This window comes from Ewingella americana ATCC 33852 (genome assembly GCF_000735345.1).
Taxonomy (GTDB): Bacteria; Pseudomonadota; Gammaproteobacteria; order Enterobacterales; family Enterobacteriaceae; genus Ewingella; species Ewingella americana.
This window is the reverse complement of sequence record NZ_JMPJ01000066.1, coordinates 198,478-217,152: the sequence shown is the minus strand read 5'-3', so window position 1 is coordinate 217,152 and position 18,675 is coordinate 198,478. Positions and strand designations below refer to the sequence as shown.

The 18,675-nt window shown below is 54.8% G+C and carries 15 protein-coding genes; 7 read left to right on the top strand and 8 right to left on the bottom strand.

What is annotated here, in order from left to right:
• Positions 1-231 precede the first annotated feature (231 nt).
• On the top strand, positions 232-1,899 hold the full coding sequence (gene mqo / locus GEAM_RS17580) for a malate dehydrogenase (quinone) (RefSeq protein WP_034794015.1): 1,668 nt from the start codon (positions 232-234) through the stop codon (positions 1,897-1,899).
• 55 nt (positions 1,900-1,954) lie between these two features.
• Here the strand turns inward: mqo and cytX are convergent, their stop codons facing one another.
• Complete coding sequence (cytX, locus tag GEAM_RS17575; RefSeq protein WP_034794013.1) at positions 1,955-3,208, bottom strand: putative hydroxymethylpyrimidine transporter CytX; 1,254 nt, start codon at positions 3,206-3,208, stop codon at positions 1,955-1,957.
• Positions 3,209-3,319: 111 nt separating this feature from the next.
• Positions 3,320-3,976, bottom strand: a complete 657-nt coding sequence (locus tag GEAM_RS17570; RefSeq protein WP_034794010.1) for a Qnr family pentapeptide repeat protein — start codon at positions 3,974-3,976, stop codon at positions 3,320-3,322.
• A 139-nt stretch (positions 3,977-4,115) separates the two neighbouring features.
• Between GEAM_RS17570 and dcp the strand changes: the two genes are divergently transcribed.
• The 3 genes from dcp (at position 4,116) to GEAM_RS17555 (ending at position 8,249) form a co-directional block, all read left to right on the top strand.
• Positions 4,116-6,278 (top strand): peptidyl-dipeptidase Dcp, encoded by a 2,163-nt coding sequence (gene dcp / locus GEAM_RS17565; RefSeq protein WP_034794008.1) that lies wholly within the window; start codon positions 4,116-4,118, stop codon positions 6,276-6,278.
• A gap of 135 nt (positions 6,279-6,413) precedes the next feature.
• Positions 6,414-7,472, top strand: a complete 1,059-nt coding sequence (locus tag GEAM_RS17560; protein ID WP_034794006.1) for a bifunctional transcriptional activator/DNA repair enzyme AdaA — start codon at positions 6,414-6,416, stop codon at positions 7,470-7,472.
• 15 nt (positions 7,473-7,487) lie between these two features.
• Positions 7,488-8,249: an isocitrate lyase/PEP mutase family protein gene (locus GEAM_RS17555; RefSeq protein ID WP_034794004.1), complete on the top strand. Its 762-nt coding sequence runs from the start codon at positions 7,488-7,490 to the stop codon at positions 8,247-8,249.
• 172 nt (positions 8,250-8,421) lie between these two features.
• Here GEAM_RS17555 and GEAM_RS17550 read toward each other — a convergent pair whose 3' ends face one another.
• On the bottom strand, positions 8,422-9,621 hold the full coding sequence (locus tag GEAM_RS17550; protein WP_034794002.1) for an MFS transporter: 1,200 nt from the start codon (positions 9,619-9,621) through the stop codon (positions 8,422-8,424).
• 122 nt (positions 9,622-9,743) lie between these two features.
• A complete protein-coding gene (locus tag GEAM_RS17545; protein ID WP_034794000.1) occupies positions 9,744-10,397 on the bottom strand; it encodes a TetR/AcrR family transcriptional regulator in 654 nt (217 codons plus the stop codon).
• A 148-nt stretch (positions 10,398-10,545) separates the two neighbouring features.
• On the opposite strand from GEAM_RS17545, the gene GEAM_RS17540 reads away from it, so the two are divergent.
• On the top strand, positions 10,546-12,084 hold the full coding sequence (locus tag GEAM_RS17540; RefSeq protein ID WP_051899564.1) for an MDR family MFS transporter: 1,539 nt from the start codon (positions 10,546-10,548) through the stop codon (positions 12,082-12,084).
• A gap of 45 nt (positions 12,085-12,129) precedes the next feature.
• On the opposite strand, the gene GEAM_RS17535 is transcribed toward GEAM_RS17540, so the two are convergent.
• Positions 12,130-12,942, bottom strand: a complete 813-nt coding sequence (locus tag GEAM_RS17535) for a Cof-type HAD-IIB family hydrolase (protein WP_034793999.1) — start codon at positions 12,940-12,942, stop codon at positions 12,130-12,132.
• A gap of 179 nt (positions 12,943-13,121) precedes the next feature.
• On the opposite strand from GEAM_RS17535, the gene GEAM_RS17530 reads away from it, so the two are divergent.
• A complete protein-coding gene (locus GEAM_RS17530) occupies positions 13,122-14,954 on the top strand; it encodes an ABC transporter ATP-binding protein (protein WP_034793998.1) in 1,833 nt (610 codons plus the stop codon).
• Positions 14,955-14,976: 22 nt separating this feature from the next.
• Here GEAM_RS17530 and GEAM_RS17525 read toward each other — a convergent pair whose 3' ends face one another.
• Positions 14,977-16,098: a GNAT family N-acetyltransferase gene (locus tag GEAM_RS17525; RefSeq protein ID WP_034793997.1), complete on the bottom strand. Its 1,122-nt coding sequence runs from the start codon at positions 16,096-16,098 to the stop codon at positions 14,977-14,979.
• A 27-nt stretch (positions 16,099-16,125) separates the two neighbouring features.
• Entirely contained in the window at positions 16,126-17,043 is a 918-nt protein-coding gene (locus tag GEAM_RS17520) for a LysR substrate-binding domain-containing protein (RefSeq protein WP_034793996.1), read from the bottom strand.
• A 115-nt stretch (positions 17,044-17,158) separates the two neighbouring features.
• Between GEAM_RS17520 and GEAM_RS17515 the strand changes: the two genes are divergently transcribed.
• On the top strand, positions 17,159-17,914 hold the full coding sequence (locus tag GEAM_RS17515) for a metallophosphoesterase family protein (RefSeq protein ID WP_034793994.1): 756 nt from the start codon (positions 17,159-17,161) through the stop codon (positions 17,912-17,914).
• Between the two features lie 50 nt (positions 17,915-17,964).
• On the opposite strand, the gene GEAM_RS17510 is transcribed toward GEAM_RS17515, so the two are convergent.
• Positions 17,965-18,600 carry a carbonic anhydrase gene (locus GEAM_RS17510; RefSeq protein WP_034793993.1) on the bottom strand — a complete coding sequence of 212 codons (636 nt, stop codon included), beginning with the start codon at positions 18,598-18,600 and terminating at the stop codon, positions 17,965-17,967.
• Between the last annotated feature and the right edge of the window lie 75 nt (positions 18,601-18,675).

The following is an 18,675-nucleotide window of genomic DNA, read 5'->3' as shown; positions in this document are numbered from 1 at the left end:
TGACGTAGCGTTAATGTTACATTGGTTGCGAAAGGTCGATATTTGGAATATCTAGCAACAACAATGTGTGTTTAATTTGTTAACACATTCCGCAGTAAATAAAACCCTTTCATTCTGTCAGGGATAATCGCTTATCTCTGCACGCATCAGGTTATTGATTTCACCGACTACAATGAAATCTGGGCATTTTTCACCTGAAAGACAAAACTAAACTTAAGAGATACAGACGTCATGAGAAAGTTACTCGTCATGATCCTCTGCCTTAACGCTATGGCGCTAACCCCGCGCGCGTTTGCAGCAGAAGAAGAAAAGTCCGTCGATGTGTTACTGATCGGCGGAGGAATCATGAGTGCCACTCTGGGTACTTACCTCCAGGAACTTGAGCCAAACTGGTCGATCAACATGGTCGAGCGTCTTGATGGCGTTGCTGAAGAGAGTTCTAACGGCTGGAACAACGCCGGTACGGGCCACTCGGCATTGGCTGAGATGAACTACACGCCGGAAAAAGCTGACGGTTCAATCGATATCTCCAAGGCAGTCGAAGTCAACGAAGGTTTCCAGATTTCCCGCCAGTTCTGGTCTTATCAAGTTGAGAATGGCGTGCTGCACAACCCACGTTCATTCATCAACAGCGTGCCGCACATGAGCTTTGTATGGGGTGACGAGAACGTCGACTTCCTGCACAAACGCTACTTGGCTCTGCAAAAAAGCACCCTGTTCCGCGGCATGGAATACTCTCAGGATCCAACCAAAATTAAAGAGTGGATCCCGCTGGTCATGGAAGGTCGTGACCCGAACCAGAAAATTGCTGCGACCCGCATTCCAATTGGTACTGACGTTAACTTCGGTGAAATCACTCACCAGTTAGTGGCATCGCTGCAAAAAAATCAAAACTTCTCTCTGAGCCTTGGCCACGAAGTTCGCGACATCAAACGTAACCCAGACAACAGCTGGAACGTGACCGTTGCTGACTTGAAAAACAACGGCAAAGAGAGCGTTGTGAAGGCGAAATTCGTGTTTATCGGTGCGGGCGGTGCGTCTCTGACCTTGCTGCAAAAATCCGGTATTCCAGAAGCTGACAACTACGGCGGTTTCCCGGTTGGCGGTCAATTCTTGGTGACTGAAAACCCAGAAATCGTAAACCGTCACTTGGCGAAAGTGTATGGCAAAGCCTCTGTTGGCGCGCCTCCGATGTCCGTTCCACACTTGGATACTCGCGTGTTCAACGGCAAACGTGTTCTGCTGTTCGGGCCATTCGCGACCTTCTCCAGCAAGTTCCTGAAAAACGGTTCTCTGTGGGATCTGTTCGGTTCCGTGAACTTCTCTAACATCGGCCCAATGACTGATGTCGGCATCGACAACTTCGACCTGGTTAAATACCTGATTAGCCAAGTTATGTTGAGCGACAACGACCGTTATGAAGCGCTGAAAGAGTACTTCCCAGGCGCGAAGAAAGAAGACTGGAGACTGTGGACTGCGGGCCAACGTGTGCAGATCATCAAGAAAGACCCTAAAGAAGGCGGCGTACTGCGTCTGGGCACCGAAGTGGTTAGCTCTAAAGATGGCAGCATCGCGGCACTGTTAGGCGCATCTCCGGGCGCATCGACTGCGGCTCCAATCATGCTGCACCTGATGGAAACCGTGTTTAAAGATAAAGTTGCTACCCCAGAATGGCAGACCAAACTGAAGCAGATTATTCCTTCATACGGTACCCAACTGAACGGCAACGTGGAAGCAACCGAGAAAGAACTGGGCTACACCAGCCGCGTTCTGCAACTCGACAACCCAACGCCAGCAGCGCAACCTGCTGAGCAGGCACCGGCGGCAGAAGCTGCTCCGGCTCCACAGGGCAACACCGAGAAGAAAGAACAGAAACAACCAGCCGATATCGCGCTGTAAGTTACGTTCTATTCTGAGTAATGAAAACCGCCTTTAGGGGCGGTTTTTTTTATGCTTACGCTTTACGCCCCAGCCCCCAGCAAACCAGTGCAGCGATGAACAGTGACGGCAGCGTAGCCCCGACGTTTGGCAGGAAATTCGCCATCAGGTGATACACCGCAATACCTATTACCCAAGCTGCAAGCGAGCGCATATTCAGGTCGTGCTGAGTATGGCGGCGTAAAATGAAGTGATGGGTCAGCACCACGCCAAACAGTGGCGCAAACACCGAGCCAATCAGCAGCAGGAAGTTCTCATACTGGGTCAGCGGCACGCTCCAGGCAATCAGCGTACACAGCAGGCCAATTCCCAGCGTCAGTTTGCCGATGCCAATAGGCAGCGAGGTGCCAGCGGACACCGCCGCCGAGTGAATATCCGCGAAGGCATTTTCATGTTCGTCGACCAAAATCAGCAATAAAGGAATGCCCAAGGCGACGCCCGAAAGGGCCAACAGAAGGGCATTGGCGTCAGTCGAATTGGTAACGAAAGCCAGCGTGTAGGCCACGCCGAGCGACATCATCCAGCAGCTGCCAAGGAAATACCCACAGGCAGTTCCCCAGAAGTTCTGCCGCGCCGATTTGCCAAAGCGGGTGTAATCCGACACCAGCGGCAGCCACGAAAAGGCCATCGACACCACGATATCGCAGGCCAGCGCGAACGGCATCGAGCCGTCTCCGGCTTTGTGCCACAGTGTGGCGAGGTCAGCGTGCTGGAACAGATAAACCGTCAGCCACGCGCAGCTTGCCATCAGCAGCCAGATACCCCAGCGGCGCAGCACCACGCGAATAAACGCCAGAGGGCCACTGGCCGCCAGCAGTGTCGCCACCGCGCCAAAAATAAAGGTCCACAGGGTCGGATTCGCCCAAGGCGTGCCGCTTCCCCAAGCTCGCTGGGCCAGCAGGCTTGCCGCATCGCGCATCACCACGATTTCAAACGCGCCCCAGCCGATCAGCTGTATCAGGTTAAACAGCACGGGCAGGGCAACGCCGCGCTTGCCGAGAGTCAGCCGCAGAGAAGCCATCGACGACAGCCCGGTCTGCCCGCCAATCACGCCGACCAGTGCCAGCAGCGCCACGCCCACTGCACTTCCCAGCACAATGGCCGCCAGCGATCCCGCCAGACCCAGCCCCGGCGCCAGAATCGCACCCGCTTGCAATACCATCAGGCCCATACCGAGCGAGAACCACAGCGAGAATAAATCAGACCAACCGAGCACCCGAGACTTCTCAGGAATCGACGTTTGAGGGGAGTAAATACTATTATCTTTCATGGGGTTAATTTCGTTATCACAGCGAACGGCTGTTATAGCATATCTGCTGAGGGTTCAGATGACAGAGGGGGAGGAAACGCACTTTTAGGCTGAATAGCTTCACCCCAACCCCTACTTAGAATGAATCACAATCACCCCGAGCTTCTCCAGCAGGTGGCTTTGCTGCCAGTCGTCGATTTTTGCGCCGTCGAGATCCACCGTGCGCAGGTTGAGTTCGCCGAGGTCTGAGTTGGTCAGGTCGCAGTGGGTGACGTTGACATCATTCCAGCTGAATTCGGTGAATTCGCCGCCGGAAAGGTCGGAGCCGCTGAGATTCGCGCCGCGCAGATTGGCGCCGGTCCAGCGGTTTTCCCACAGTTCGCACTTCTCCAGTACCACTTTGCTGAAATTGGTGTAGCTGAAGTTGTTCTTGGTGAGAAAGGCGCTGCAAAACCAGCTGCGGGTGGTGATCATGTTCATGAAATTCGCCCCGGCAAAGTCTGCGCCGGTCGCTTTGCATTCGCGCATTTCCAGCCCTAACGCCTGAATATATTTGAAATCCGCCATGGTCAAATCACAGTGTTTAAAGCTGGCATCTTTCATCTGGGCGTTCTGGAAAGAGCAGCCTTTCTGGTTCTCATCATCATAAAAACTGCAATTGAGGAAGGCGGTATCGCTGAGGTCTGCGCCGTCGAAACGGCATTGCAGGAAGCGACACTCCTCTAAAATTTCGCCGGTAAACTGCAACTGGCTGATGCGTTTCTGAATGAAGATCTGATTTTTGATCATGAGGATTACCTGTGATTATTTACAGGTGTTATAACCTATGAGCAGCAGAATTCACAATAATCTCATCACGATTTTGCTGATTCAGCGAGCTGTTACTATGCTCAAGGACTTAACGGAAATTAGGCAAAGGAACCCTTTAATGCGTCTTTCAAACCTCTTCTTGGCTATCAGTTTGGCATGCAGCTCGTACGCGGTAGTGGCGGAGACCCCTTCCACGGCGACTTCAAAGCAGGAAAATGTCATGAACAGTCCCGAACAAACGGTAAACCCTTTCTTTGAACGTAGCCCGTTGATTTATCAGGCTCCGCAGTTCGATAAATATAAAGAGAGTGATTACGCCCCGGCGATTGCCGAAGGTATTAAGCAGAAGCTGGCTGAGGTCGATAAAATCGCCAACGACTCGGCTGCGCCAACCTTTGAGAACACCTACGTGGCGCTGGAGAAGTCCGGCGTGCTACTGACCCGCGTGTTGAGCGTGTTTGATGCGATGACCTCGTCGAACACCACCGACGGCTTGCAGAAAATTGACGAAGATACTTCGCCAAAACTGGCCGCCATGTCCGACAGCATTCATCTCAACAGCAAGCTGTTTGACCGCCTGAAAACGGTTTATGAGCAGCGTAATTCCTTAAAATTAGATGCTGAATCCCAGCGTCTGATTGAAGTCACTTATAAAGATTTCGAGCTGGCGGGTGCCAACCTGTCTGATGCCGACAAAGAAAAACTCAAAGCCTTGAACCAGCAGGCGGCGACGCTCAGCACCCAATTCACCAATAAGCTGCTGGCGGCCAGCAAGGCGGGCGGGCTGACGGTGAAAGACCAAAAACAGTTGGCCGGTCTGAGTGAAGCCGAGCTTTCCGCCGCGTCTCAAGCGGCAAAAGACCGCAAGATGACCGACGCGTGGCTGCTGGTGTTGCAGAACACCACCCAGCAGCCGTTGCTTCAGCCACTGGAAGACCGCGACACGCGCAAAGCCCTGTATGAGGCTTCGATAAATCGTGCTGAACACGGCGATGCTAACGACACGCGCCAGCTGATTTCCAAGCTGGCGAAGGTCCGCGCCGAGCAGGCGCAGATCCTGGGTTTCCCTTCTTATGCTGCTTGGAAATTGCAAAACCAGATGGCGAAAACGCCGCAGGCCGCGCTCGATTTCATGCATAAAATCGTCCCGGCGGCCACTGCCCGCGCTGAGCGAGAAGCGCAGGACATTCAGGCTCTGATTGATAAGCAAAAGGGCGGCTTCAAGCTGGCGGCGTGGGACTGGCAGCACTATTCCGAGCAGGTGCGTAAAGAGAAATATGACCTTGACGACGCGCAGATCAAACCCTATTTCGAGCTGAACAATGTGCTGGAAAACGGCGTGTTTTATGCCGCGAACCTGCTCTACGGGGTGACCTTCAAAGAGCGCCACGACCTGCCGGTTTATAACCCGGACGTGCGGGTGTTCGAGGTGTTCGACAAAGACGGCCAGTCCATGGCACTGTTCTACGCCGATTACTACCAGCGAGATAACAAAGGCGGCGGCGCGTGGATGAGCAACTTCGTCGATCAGTCCAAGCTGCTGGGCACCAAGCCGGTGATTTATAACGTCGCGAACTTCCAAAAGCCGGCAGAGGGCAAGCCCGCGCTGCTGTCATGGGACGACGTGATCACCATGTTCCACGAGTTCGGCCACGCATTGCACGGCCTGTTTGCCGACCAGCAGTACCCGAGTCTCTCCGGCACCGCGACGCCGCGTGACTTCGTTGAATTCCCATCGCAGTTCAACGAGCACTGGGCGAGTGACCCGAAAGTCTTCTCCCATTTCGCCAAAAATTACCAGACCGGCGAAGCCATGCCGCAGGCGCTGCGTGACAAAATCGAGAAGGCCAGCAAGTTCAACAAAGGCTACGATATGACCGAGCTGCTGGCCGCTGCGCTGCTTGATATGCACTGGCACAGCCTGAGCGCCAATGAGCCCGAGCAGGACGTGGACAAGTTCGAAGCGGCCTCGCTGAAGAAAGATAATATCGATCTGGCCTACGTGCCACCGCGCTATCGTTCCAGCTACTTCCAACATATCTGGGGCAATGGATACGCGGCGGGTTATTACGCCTATCTGTGGACCGAAATGCTGGCTGATGACGCCTTCGCGGGTATCGAAGAGCAGGGCGGGCTGACCCGTGAAAACGGGCAGAAGTTCCGTGACCAAATCCTGTCTCGCGGCAACAGCGAAGATCTCGAAAAACTCTATGAAACCTGGCGCGGCAAAGCTCCATCTATTGAGCCAATGCTGATAAATCGTGGGTTGAAAGAGGAGTAATGGATGAAAGGCCCGGAGGTATCTCTGGGCTTTTTTGATCTGACAAAAAGAAAAATAGACGCCCGAAATTTGGCGCTACGGCCTCGAAACTTCCTCTACCCTGAGAATCATTGTTCCCATCGCGCGAGCTCAATCATGCTTTTCGACCTACCCAGTGATGATGTGCTGTATGACGCCCTGATTGCCCGAGACCCAGCCTACAACGGCTTTGCGTTTGTCGGGGTGAAAAGCACCGGCATTTTTTGCCGTCTGACCTGCCCGGCGCGTAAGCCAAAACGTGAAAATTCAACCTTCTATCCTTCCATTGTCGCCGCGATGGAGGCCGGTTTTCGCCCCTGCAAACGCTGCTGCCCGCTCTCCCTTGGCGGCGAAAAAGATCCCTTGGTATTGAAGCTGTTGGCGGCACTGGAGAGTGAGCCAGATAAAAGGTGGAGCGAAGAGGATTTCGTCGCTATGCAGGTTGACCCTTCAACCGTCAGGCGCGCATTCAAACGCCAGTTCGGCATTACCTTTCTTGAAATGGCCCGTCTGCGGCGTTTGGGCAAAGGCGTCGACCATTTGACCTCGGGGAATCAGGTGATTGATGCGCAGTTAGAAGCTAATTATGAGTCGGGAAGTGGTTTTCGCACGGCGATCACCCGGCTCATTGGCATTGCGCCGCGCGAGGCGAAAACCCTGCCGTTTTTAAAAGCGGAGTGGATTGATACGCCGATTGGCACTCTGTTGGCAATTGCGGATGCGCAGGCTTTGCACCTGCTGGAGTTTGTCGATCGCAAGGCACTGCCTAACGAGATTCAGCGGCTGAAAGAGAAGTCGGGGTCGCAAATCATCATGGCGCGCTCGCCGGTTATAGAACTGCTGGAACAGGAATTGAATGCCTATTTCAGCGGCCGCTGCGGGCACTTCACCACGCCACTGGCCCAGTTTGGCTCGCTATTTAGCCGTCAGGTTTGGGATGCGCTGCGCGCGATCCCTCTGGGTGAGCTGAGAAGTTATTCCTCTATTGCCCGCGAAATTGGCCGTGGCTCTGCCTCAAGGGCGGTCGCGCGAGCCAATGGAGAGAACCAGATATCGCTGCTGATCCCCTGTCATCGGGTCATTGGCGCTGACGGCTCTCTGACCGGTTATGGCGGCGGGGTGTGGCGCAAACGCTGGCTGATCGAACATGAAAAAAGAATGCTGATAAAACCATAAGAAAAGGAATAATCCATGAATAACAGTGATAAAGCAGCACACTTTGGCTCATTGCACAAAAAACAAAATCCGCTGGTACTTTATAATGTCTGGGATGCGGGCAGTGCGCGCGCCGTGGCTGAAGCCGGTGCGCAGGCCATTGCCACCGGTAGCTGGTCTTGTGCCGCCGCGCAGGGCTATGCCGATGGCGAACAGATGCCATTTTCGGCCCTGCTTTATACCGTTAAACGCATTGTCGCGTCGGTCAATTTACCCGTCACCGTTGATTTCGAAACAGGTTATGGCACCTCGTTGGAAAACATCCAGCGTAATCTCGCTGCATTGCTGGACGCCGGAGTGGTTGGCGTTAATTTTGAAGATCAGCGCATCACCCAATCGGGGCTGGTGGACATAGAAGAACAGTGTCGGAGAATCACCGCATTGCGCGAAGTGGCAGATAAACACGGCACGGCGCTGTTTATCAACGCCAGAACCGATATCTTCCTGCAAGCCGCGTCAGAATCGACCCATAGCGCATTGATCGCCGAAGCCAAACAGCGACTTTTGGCCTACCAAGCCGCCGGGGCCAACGGCTATTTTGTTCCGGGCCTGAGCCAGCAGGCGCTGATCGCTGATTTATGTGAATTTTCACTTCTGCCGGTGAACATTATGATCACCTCGACCACGCCAGCACTAGAGTCCCTCCACCAGCTCGGCGTGAGCCGCATCAGCCATGGCCCGCTGCCCTACATCGACGCCATGGAGCAGCTAAAACAACGGGCAGCGGGGCTTTATTAAATTGACAGCCATATCAGCTAAGCCCATATAAAAGAAAACCCCGCTATCACTTTCATGACAGCGGGGCCTTTAACCTTGCGCTTTATGCCGGGGAACTGAGCACCATGACTAAGATGGGAGAAGAACCAGCGGCTAGCTACGCTGGTGAAATTACGCGCTATTGACCGTGCTGTCAAACAGCCCGCACCGCCAATCTATGCCCCAGCCAGAAGAACAGCAGGCCGGCGGCGGCGGCGGCGATGAGGACGATAAACATCACCGGCGGGGCGGTGTAACTGAGCAGAAAACCACAGAGGACGGGGTTGATGGCCCCGCCGAGGTTGCTCAGGTTTTGCATGCCGTAATAACTGCCTTTCATATTGTCTGGCGCAATAAAGTCGATGAACATATATTCCGCCGGAATGACGATTAGCTCACCGAAGCTGAAGATCGCCATCGCGATCACCCAAATCAGTACCGAAGGCCCAGCCAGCATAAATCCTGCCAGTCCAATCATGAAAAATACCGTGCCGAGGAACAGCCATCTGAGCAGGGTGGCCTGTCGCATGCGGCTACTGAGGGCATACTGAAACACGATGACAATCAAGGCGTTGGTGATCATCACCGCGCCAATCACCTTATAGGCGAACACGGCGTCAGAGGTCAAAATCAGGTATTGCGACAGGTAGCCGGTGAACTGGCCGAAGACAATCGACCCCAGCGTGCTGCCAAGGGTGAAGTAAATCAGGCGGCGGTCGTGGGCTAAAATGCTGAGGGTCTGGCGCAAATTCGGCTTCGGTAGCGGCTTTTGTTCGATTTCCGCCTGTGCCGGGCGATTAGGAATATTGCGAATGCCCCAGCTTAGAGTGATCACCGTGACCATCGCTAATCCGCCGGAGATCAAAAACGGCAGCATGGGGCTAAAGCCTGCCAGCCATACGCCAAGGGAAGAGCCGACTGCCCAGCCGACGTTAATCAGCGTGTAGTTCATCGAAAAGGCTTTCACCCGCTTATCCACGGGTAACCAACTGGCAATACAGGCTTTTATGGTGATGCTCAGCAGCGCATAGGAGGAGTTGAGCAGCGCCAGCACCACCAATACGCCGGTGATGGAAGGCAGGATAGGCAGCAGGAAAAAGCTTAGCGAGAAGAAGCTTATCGAGGCGGCGATCAGCGTTCGGTGGTTAAATTTATCCACCAGATAGCCGCCGTACAGGCTGCTGAGGATGCCCAGCGCCAGACTGGCACCCATTATCGCGCCGACGCTTTTGGGCAGCAGATGATAATGCTCGGTAAGATAAATGGTGATGAAGGGTAGCGTGATGCCACGCCCGATGGTGAGAACCAGCGAGCTGGCGAGTAAAGCGAGAATAATCGGCGGCATTCCCTTCATTTTCTTAACGTTCATCCTTCAAATTTTTAACAACCAGACCAAACACTCTACTCTCTTATCTGGCATTTTTTGTGTCGTAAAAAAGTTAAAAATGAAGGTATTACGTCTATAAAATGCTGCGTTTATTCCTTATTTTGGGGTGCAATGCCACGAAGTAATAAGGCTGCCACGTGACGGGATAAATCCTCGGCCGTCAGCTTGGTTTTCCCCGCGATACGGTGGTTTTGCATGGCGGCGATCGGCAGCAGCGTCAGGCCAAACAGGGAGAGAAAGACCAGCTCCGGCTCAATGTCTGGGTTCAGATAACCCTGCTTTTGCCAGCCCAACATGCACTGGTGAACCGCTTTTTTCTCATTGTCGCCAAAGCGCGCATCCATCCGCTCTTTCAACAGACCGCTCTCGCTGAGCACTTCGCGTATCCACAGCGGCGCAAACCAAGAGTGCTTGACGGAAATGTCGATAAAACGCTGGGCCAGCGCGGTGATGGCTGCCACAGGGTCATTCGGGTGTGCTTCAAAAAGACTACCCACCGAGGCACGCGCAGGCAGAAAACGCTCGTCGATCAGCACGTCTAGCAACTGTTCGCGAGTGTTGAAGTAGTAATGCAGCATGGCCGAGGTGACGCCAGCCTCGCGAGCAATGGCGCTCAGTGGGGTTTCGGCAATGCCTTGCTGGGCAAACATTTTCAGGGCGGTATCCAGCAAAAGGTCGCGCTTATCAGCGCTTTTGCTGGTGCCTGCCGGTCGGCCCGGGCGACGCGGTTGTTTCTCTGTCATGACTTTCCCTGAGAGGTGTAGGTGGATTCTGATTAAGACGTTTTACCACTTTTTGACGCCGATATATTCACTTTGATCCATTGACCAGATGATTGAGTTCCTCTTATATTAATTATCCAGTTAATTAATTACAAGTCAGACTCCTTTTATGACACTAGAGAATCAATCCAGCCTGATCGGTGACGGACAAGCAGAGAAAGCCCCGGTGGCGCAGAGCCAGCCCTCTTTCCGCATTGTCTTTTTCGCGCTGATGATGGCGATGCTGCTGGCGGCGTTAGACCAGACTATCGTTTCTACCGCGCTGCCCACCATTGTCGGCGAGCTGGGCGGTCTGTCCGACTTGTCTTGGGTGGTCACGGCTTACCTGCTGGCATCGACCATAGTGGTGCCGCTGTACGGCAAATTTGGTGACCTGTTTGGCCGCAAAATCGTGCTGCAAACGGCGATCATTGTGTTTTTGGTCGGCTCGGCGCTCTGTGGTTTGGCGCAAAACATGACCGAACTCATCCTGATGCGCGCCCTGCAAGGCTTGGGCGGCGGCGGCCTGATGGTGGTGGCGATGGCGGCAGTGGGGGACATTGTTTCTCCTGCCGAACGCGGCAAATATCAGGGCTTCTTCGGGGCAATATTTGGGCTGGCGACGGTGATCGGCCCGCTTCTCGGCGGCTTCTTGGTGGAGCACTTCAGCTGGCGCTGGATTTTCTACATCAACCTGCCGTTGGGCATTGTGGCGTTGCTTATCATCGGTGCGGCATTCCAGTCGCGGGTAGAGCGCGTTAAGCATGAGATTGACTACATTGGCGCGGCGTATTTGGCGACCGCGTTGACCTGCATCATCCTGTTTACCAGCGAAGGCGGCACCGTGCTGTCATGGTCCGACGGCCAGCTGTGGTGCATTTTGGCCTTCGGGTTAGTCTCGGTGGGCGGCTTTATTTACGAAGAGCGGCTGGCGATTGAACCTATCATCCCGCTGCATTTATTCCGCCAGCGCACCTTTATGCTGAGCTGCTTGATTAGCTTCATCATTGGTATGGCGCTGTTCGGCTCGGTGACTTTCCTGCCGCTCTATTTGCAGGTGGTGAAAGACTCGACGCCGTCCGAAGCGGGGATGCAGATGCTGCCGCTGATGGGCGGGATTATTTTTAGTTCGATTCTTAGCGGGCGGATTATCAGTAAGACCGGCAAGTACCGCATTTTCCCGCCGGTCGGCACCTTGCTGGCCTTTATAGGCATGATGCTACTGGGTTCGATGAAGCTCGACGCGCCGCTGTATACGCTCTATCTCTATATGGCGATGGTGGGTCTGGGGATCGGGATGGTGATGCAGGTGTTGATCCTCGCTGCGCAGAACAGCGTTGAGCTGAAGATGATTGGTGTTGCGACCTCGAGCACCACGCTTTTCCGCTCGATTGGCGGCTCGATTGGCGTCGCCGGGTTTGGTGCGGTCTTCACCCACGTGCTGCAAAACAAGTTAGAAGCGCTGATCCCCTCTGGCACCCAGTTGCCCCGCGCATTAGGAGCAAAGGCCGTGCACGAGCTGCCGCCGACCATCCGCGAGGACTATTTCCAAGCCTTTGGCTCGGCGATCCACTCGGTGTACCACATCGCCGCGGCGGTAATGATTGTTGGGTTCGGGCTGGCGTTGATGATGAAGGACGTGCCGCTGCGCGGGAAGGTGTCGAGATAAACTTAAAACTGCTCCTCCCACTGAAAAGGAGAGGAGCAGAATCAATCAGCTAAAAGGCTTCTCGTGTTTGATAATCTTATCAATCACATCCAACACCCCTTCCTCATTGTTCGACCCGGCGACGTAATTGGCGGCGGCGGTTGCGGAAGCCATGGCATTCGACATTGAGAAGCCAAACCCGGCCTGTTGCAGCATTTCGATGTCATTGCCGCCGTCGCCGAAGGTGACGACTTCGCTGTCGTCAATGCCCCACAGCTCCTGCAAAATGCGCAGTCCGTTGGCTTTATGGCGGCCGGGGATGATCAGGTCGGCAGAGCCGTGGCCGCTGGAAACTGGGGTGACGATATGGCCCAGCTCGCGGTCGATGGAGGACATTAACTCCGCCAGATGCTCGTCGGAAATATTCAGGGCGAATTTGAAAATGGTGTCGTTGATTTCGCTGGTGCTGTCGATTTGAATCAGGTGATGGTAAAAACGTTTCATCTTCTGGTAGAAATCTTCCGGGCGCGAAGCGTGAATATAGGCACTATTCTTGCCGCAAATTACCGTGCGCACGCCGGGGATTTCATGCAGGAAATTGAGGATTTTCTCCACCGACTCGGCGGGGATTTCCGCCACTGACACGTCTTGCCCTTCATTCACGATGTAAGCGCCGTTTTCGGCGACGAAGGCAATCTCAGAGGCTATTTCAGGGAAGAAGGATTTAAGCTGGAAATATTGGTTACCGCTGGCGACGACAAATTTAATACCCAACTGTTTTAATTGGGCATATTGCGACAAAAAACGCGTTTTGTTGTATTTTTTATCATCATCGAGAAACGTGCCGTCCATATCCACTGCGATTAACTTTACTGACATAAATCCCTCTCGTTGCGCTCAAAATGTAACTTTCATCATAAAAGCTATCGTATAAAGGTCAAACGAAAAGGCCGCCGAAAAGGGTCTACGCTTATAGCTTGTTGCACGTCACCACTGCCAATTCACCGGCGAAATATCAGGGCAGGACAGCTCTGACTAAATAACTTTAGAGGTTCTCTATGTTGTACCGCCGTTTTGAACGAATTATTGATATCTTCCGCAAAGCGCCTGCGGACTCGCCTCCTGACAAAGTGGGCGCTTTTTATCTCTATTATTTGCGTCAGGTTTGGCCGATGTTCGCCGCGCTGCTGGTGGTCGGGCTGGTGGCGTCATTAATCGAAGTCGCGCTGTTCAGCTATCTCAGCCGTATTATCGATTTAACCAACAGCACTCCTCCGGCGCAGTTTTTCAGTTTGCACGGGCCTGAGCTGCTGTGGATGGCGGTGGTGGCGCTGATCTTGCGTCCGGTATTCTTCGGGCTACATGACCTGCTGGTGCATCAGACGATCAGTCCGGGCATGACCAGCATGATCCGTTGGCAAAACCACAACTACGTGCTGCGCCAGAGTCTGAACTTCTTCCAGAACGATTTTGCCGGGCGCATCGCGCAACGCATTATGCAAACCGGTAACTCGTTGCGTGACTCGGCGGTGCAGGCGGTGGACGCCATCTGGCATGTGCTGATTTACGCGGCCAGCGCCTTGGTGCTGTTTGCCGAAGCCGACTGGCGGCTGATGATCCCGCTGGTTCTGTGGATTCTGGGCTATATCGCCTGCCTCTACTATTTCGTGCCGCGCGTGAAGGCTCGCTCGGTGGAGTCTTCCGAGGCGCGTTCCAAACTGATGGGCTGTATTGTCGACGGCTACACCAATATCACCACGCTCAAGCTGTTTGCCCATACCGACCTCGAGCAGCAATACGCCCGCGATGCCATTACTGAGCAGACCCACAAAACTCAGATGGCCAGCCGCGTGGTGACCAGCATGGACGTGGCGATCACCACCATGAACGGCCTGCTGATTGTCGGCACTACGGGTCTGGCGGTGTGGCTGTGGACCCAGTCGCTGATTAGCGTTGGGGCTATCGCGCTGGCGACCGGGCTGGTGATCCGCATCGTTAACATGTCCAGCTGGATCATGTGGGTGGTGAACGGCATTTTCGAAAATATCGGTATGGTTCAGGACGGGCTGAAGACCATCGCCCAGCCGATCAAAGTGAGTGATAAGCCGGACGCAAAACAGCTGGACGTTCACAGCGGAGAGATTCGTTTCGATCAGGTGAATTTCAACTACGGCAAAGAGCGTCAGGTGATTGGCGGGCTGAATCTGAATATTCGTCCGGGCGAGAAGATTGGTCTGATTGGGCCGTCGGGTGCCGGTAAATCGACGCTGGTGAACCTGCTGCTGCGCCTGTATGACATTGATGGCGGGCGGATTTCTATCGACCAGCAGGATATTTCGCAGGTCACGCAGGAGAGCTTACGGGCGCAAATCGGCATGATCACTCAGGACACCTCGCTGCTGCATCGCTCAATTCGCGACAACCTGCTGTATGGTCGCCCGGACGCCACGGATGAGGAGATTTGGCAGGCGATTCACCGCGCCCGCGCCGATGAGTTTATCCCCGAGCTGTATGACCCGCAGGGCCGTTCAGGGCTGGATGCCCACGTCGGCGAACGCGGCGTGAAGCTCTCCGGCGGCCAGCGCCAGCGTATTGCCATTGCCCGCGTGCTGCTGAAAAACGCGCCGATTCTGATTCTGGATGAAGCCACCTCGGCGCTGGATTCCGAGGTCGAGGCGGCGATTCAGGAAAGTTTCGAAGATCTGATGCAGGGCAAAACGGTGATCGCCATTGCTCACCGCCTGTCGACCATCGTCAAAATGGACCGTCTGGTGGTGCTGGAGAAAGGCAAAATTGTCGAAGCCGGCACCCACGCCGAGCTGCTGGTCCACAACGGCCTGTATGCCCGCCTGTGGCAGCATCAGACCGGGGGCTTTGTCGGCACCGATTAATATTGGGTTTGAACTCTACACGTCAGGCTTTGCGATAAGGCAGAGCCTGACGCGCTTCCTCTTCCCACTGCAACACCGCCGCGCGCTCCTCTTGCAAGAAATTCTCCACCGCAGCCTGCAACCCGCCGTGGCGTAAATGGTGCCACGAATGGGTTATCACCGGCTCAAAGCCGCGCAGCAACTTGTGTTCGCCCTGCGCCCCGGCGTCAAACCGCGCCAGCCCCTTGGCAATCGCGTAGTCCATCCCCTGATAGAAACAGGTTTCGAAATGCAGCCGGTCGAACTCTGCCAGACAGCCCCAGTAGCGGCCATAAAAGGTATCGCCGTCCACCAGACTAAAGGCCATTGCCACCGGCTGCCCGCCGAGGGTGGTGAGCACCAATCGCAGGTTTTGCGGCATACGTTCGGCCAGCAGGCTGAAGAATTCCCGCGTCAAATAAGGCGCACGGCCGCGCACCAGATAGGTGTTGGCATAGCAGGTGTAGACGAAATCCCACTGCGCTTCAGTAACCTGCGCGCCTTGCAGCCACTCAAATTCAAAGCCCTGAGCCGCCACCAGTTCGCGCTCCTTGCGCATCTGTTTGCGTTTGCGCGAAGCCAGCGTGTCGAGGAAATCCTGAAAATCGCGGTAGCCGCGATTGTGCCAGTGATACTGCAATCCGGTGCGCTGTAGCCATTCGCTGCGACCTGCAAACAGCGTGTGATTGCCCGCATCGGTAAAGTTGATATGCGCGCCGGAGAGCTGCTGTTGGGCCAAGTAATCTGGCAAATGGTCGAGCAGCTGCGCGGCGGCGGCAGGCTCGCCCAGCAGGCGGGCGCCGGTCACCGGGCTAAAAGGCACCGCACCGAGCCATTTGGGATAATAGCGAATTCCCGCGCGCTCGCTGGCTTCCGCCCATCCCTGATCGAAAACATATTCTCCGGCGGAGTGCATTTTGCGGTAGCCGGGAATGGCCGCCAGACAGTTTTCGCCCTCCATCCACAGCAGGTGCTCAGTCTGCCAGCCCGCGCGTGGCGTGATGCTACCACTCTCTTCCAAAGCAGAAAGAAAGGCGTGACGCTGGAAGGGCTGACCGGCGGGCACCATGGCGTCCCACTGCTCGGCAGGGAAATCGGCCAGACGGTTCAACGCGGTAATGGGCATGGCAATTCTCTCTGTCTTGATAGCGAATTAAGGTTTTATCGGGTGGCCCTGCGGCTCAATCAGGGCGTCATCAAACTGCATCGACTCGGCAAAGCTAATGAAATTCACAATCGCCGGGGTTCTTTCCCACTGGCGGAACAGCATCACAATGCCCGAGGGGATCTCCGGCGGCTGAATCGACCGGTAGACCACGCCCGGCAAGGAGATCACCCGCGAGAGGCTGGCCGGGATCACGGCGATGCCGACGTTAAATGCCACCTGCGCCAGCACGTCCACCAAGCCGCCCGACGGATGTTGCTGGCGAATCGAAAAGCCGCCGCGCCGCGCCACTTCGTGCATTCCTGAGGTCTGTTCGGCCATCACGAAGGCTTCTCCCACCAGCTGCTGAGGCGCAATGGGCTCGGCAGCGTCCGCCAGCGGGTGAGAGGCGGGCAGCGCGAGGCAGAAATTGTCTCGCTGGAGGGCGCGCATTTGCAGGCCGTCCGGCAGCGGCGTCGGGCCACGGACCAGCGCCACGTCCAGCGAGCCGTCGAGTAAATCCTGCGGCAGCGACACCATCGGCCTCTCGGAGGTCAGCAGCGCGATTTGCGGCCGCTGCTGCTTGTATTCACATACTAACTGGCCGAGCAAGCCTGACCACAGCGCCGAACCGACGTAGCCCAGTGCCACCTGACCGATTTCACCTCGCGCGGCGCGCAGCCCGGTGTCCAGCGTGCGCTGTGCCTGCAGCAAAGTGGCGGCAGCATCGTGGCGAAATAATTCCCCAGCTTGCGTCAGATGAACAGCGCGTTTTGTGCGCACGAACAGCGGCGTGCCGACCATCTCTTCCAGCTGCTTGATTTGCACCGACAGCGTGGGTGCCGCGATATCCAGATTTTCAGCCGCTGCGGCGAAATGCAGGGTGTCGGCCACCGCCATAAAGTAGCGTAAATGTCTCAGCTCCACGGCATTCCTCCTGATAATTAGTTTTTACCTAATTATTCTAACGATCCTGATGATTGAAGTTAACAGCCTGCGATCGCATCGTATTGCGATAGTTTGAGGAAAATGGAAACAAAAAATGATCAGGCAAATTGCCGTATTTAGTGATGTTCACGCCAACTTGCCGGCGTTAAAGGCCGTGCTGGAAGACATTGATGCGCGACAAATCACCGAGATTTACTGCCTTGGCGACTTGGTAGATTTCGCCCCTTGGCCGAACGAGGTGATTGAGCTGGTTCGCCAGCGCCAAATTCCCACGGTGATGGGCAATCATGATGACCGCGTGGCTTTTGACCGCCCGGTGACGCCAATGGCAAAACATCCGCCGGAGGAGCGAGACGCGCGAGTAGAAGCTATCGCGCTGAGTAAAGCGACGATTAGTGCCGAAAATATGGCCTACCTGCGCGATCTACCTTTTAAGCGCCGAGTGGTGCTGGGCGAAGGCGATAAGGCAAAAAGCCTGCTGTTGGTGCATGCCAGTGCTAACGCCATTCATGAATATATCTATGAAGATCATAGCCCCAGCGCGCTGGCCGAGATGTGCGCGGCCAATCATACCGACGGCATGCTGATGGGGCATACGCATCACGCCTACGTTCGGCAACTCGCGACGGAGCAGGGCAAAAGCTTATTGATGGGCAATACCGGAGCCACGGGGCGAATTAAACCGGGGGAACCTTTGGCAACCTATATGATTTGTACTTGGCAGGAGGGGGATATTTCAGCCGAGATTGTGACGGTGGAATATAACGTGGTAGAAACCGTTTCAGCCATTATTCATAGCCAAATTCCTGATTTCTACGCAAGGGAGTTAATAAATAACTCCCTCGGTTGAACCTACTGAATTAATAAGTCATCCTGCAGGATGACTTATTAAACGGCGTATTAGGTCGCCGTCGCTTCAGGGTTGTCAGACAGCGAGATAAAGGTCTTGGTCTTGCTGTCGAACGCTTCAATCGAGCCTGACTCGATATCATAAACCCAGCCATGCAGATTCATTTGGCCTTTGGCTAATGCCAGCGCCACGCAAGGGTGGGTGCGCAGATTCCCCAACTGGGCAATAACGTTTTCATGCACCATGCCGTTAACGCGCGCTTCGGAGGTTTCATGCCCGGCGGAGTCGTTAATGGCTTTCGCCGCATCCGCATAGCGCAGCCAGTGGGCTACGGCAGGCATGTGGTCGAGGCAAGAGCAGTTCGCCACGGCGGTCATCGCGCCACAGTCTGAGTGACCACAAACCACGATATCGCGAATGCCGAGCGCCATCACGGCGTACTCAACGGTGGCTGACACGCCGCCAGGTTCCGGCCCAAAAGGTGGCACGATGTTACCTGCGTTACGAATAACAAACAGCTCGCCCGGCTCACGCTGGGTGACTAATTCCGGCACTAAACGGCTGTCGGAGCAGGATATAAAAAGGGTCTTAGGGTTTTGATTAGATGCGAGCTTTTTGAAAAGCTTAGAACGCTGTGGGAATGCGTCTTTTTGGAATCTTAAAAAACCTTCAATTACGTCTTTCATCATGAATTCCATATATATTAATTGCAGCGATGTTGCCACGAAAAACAGGGCAAATCAATCAGCGGCGAATATGTG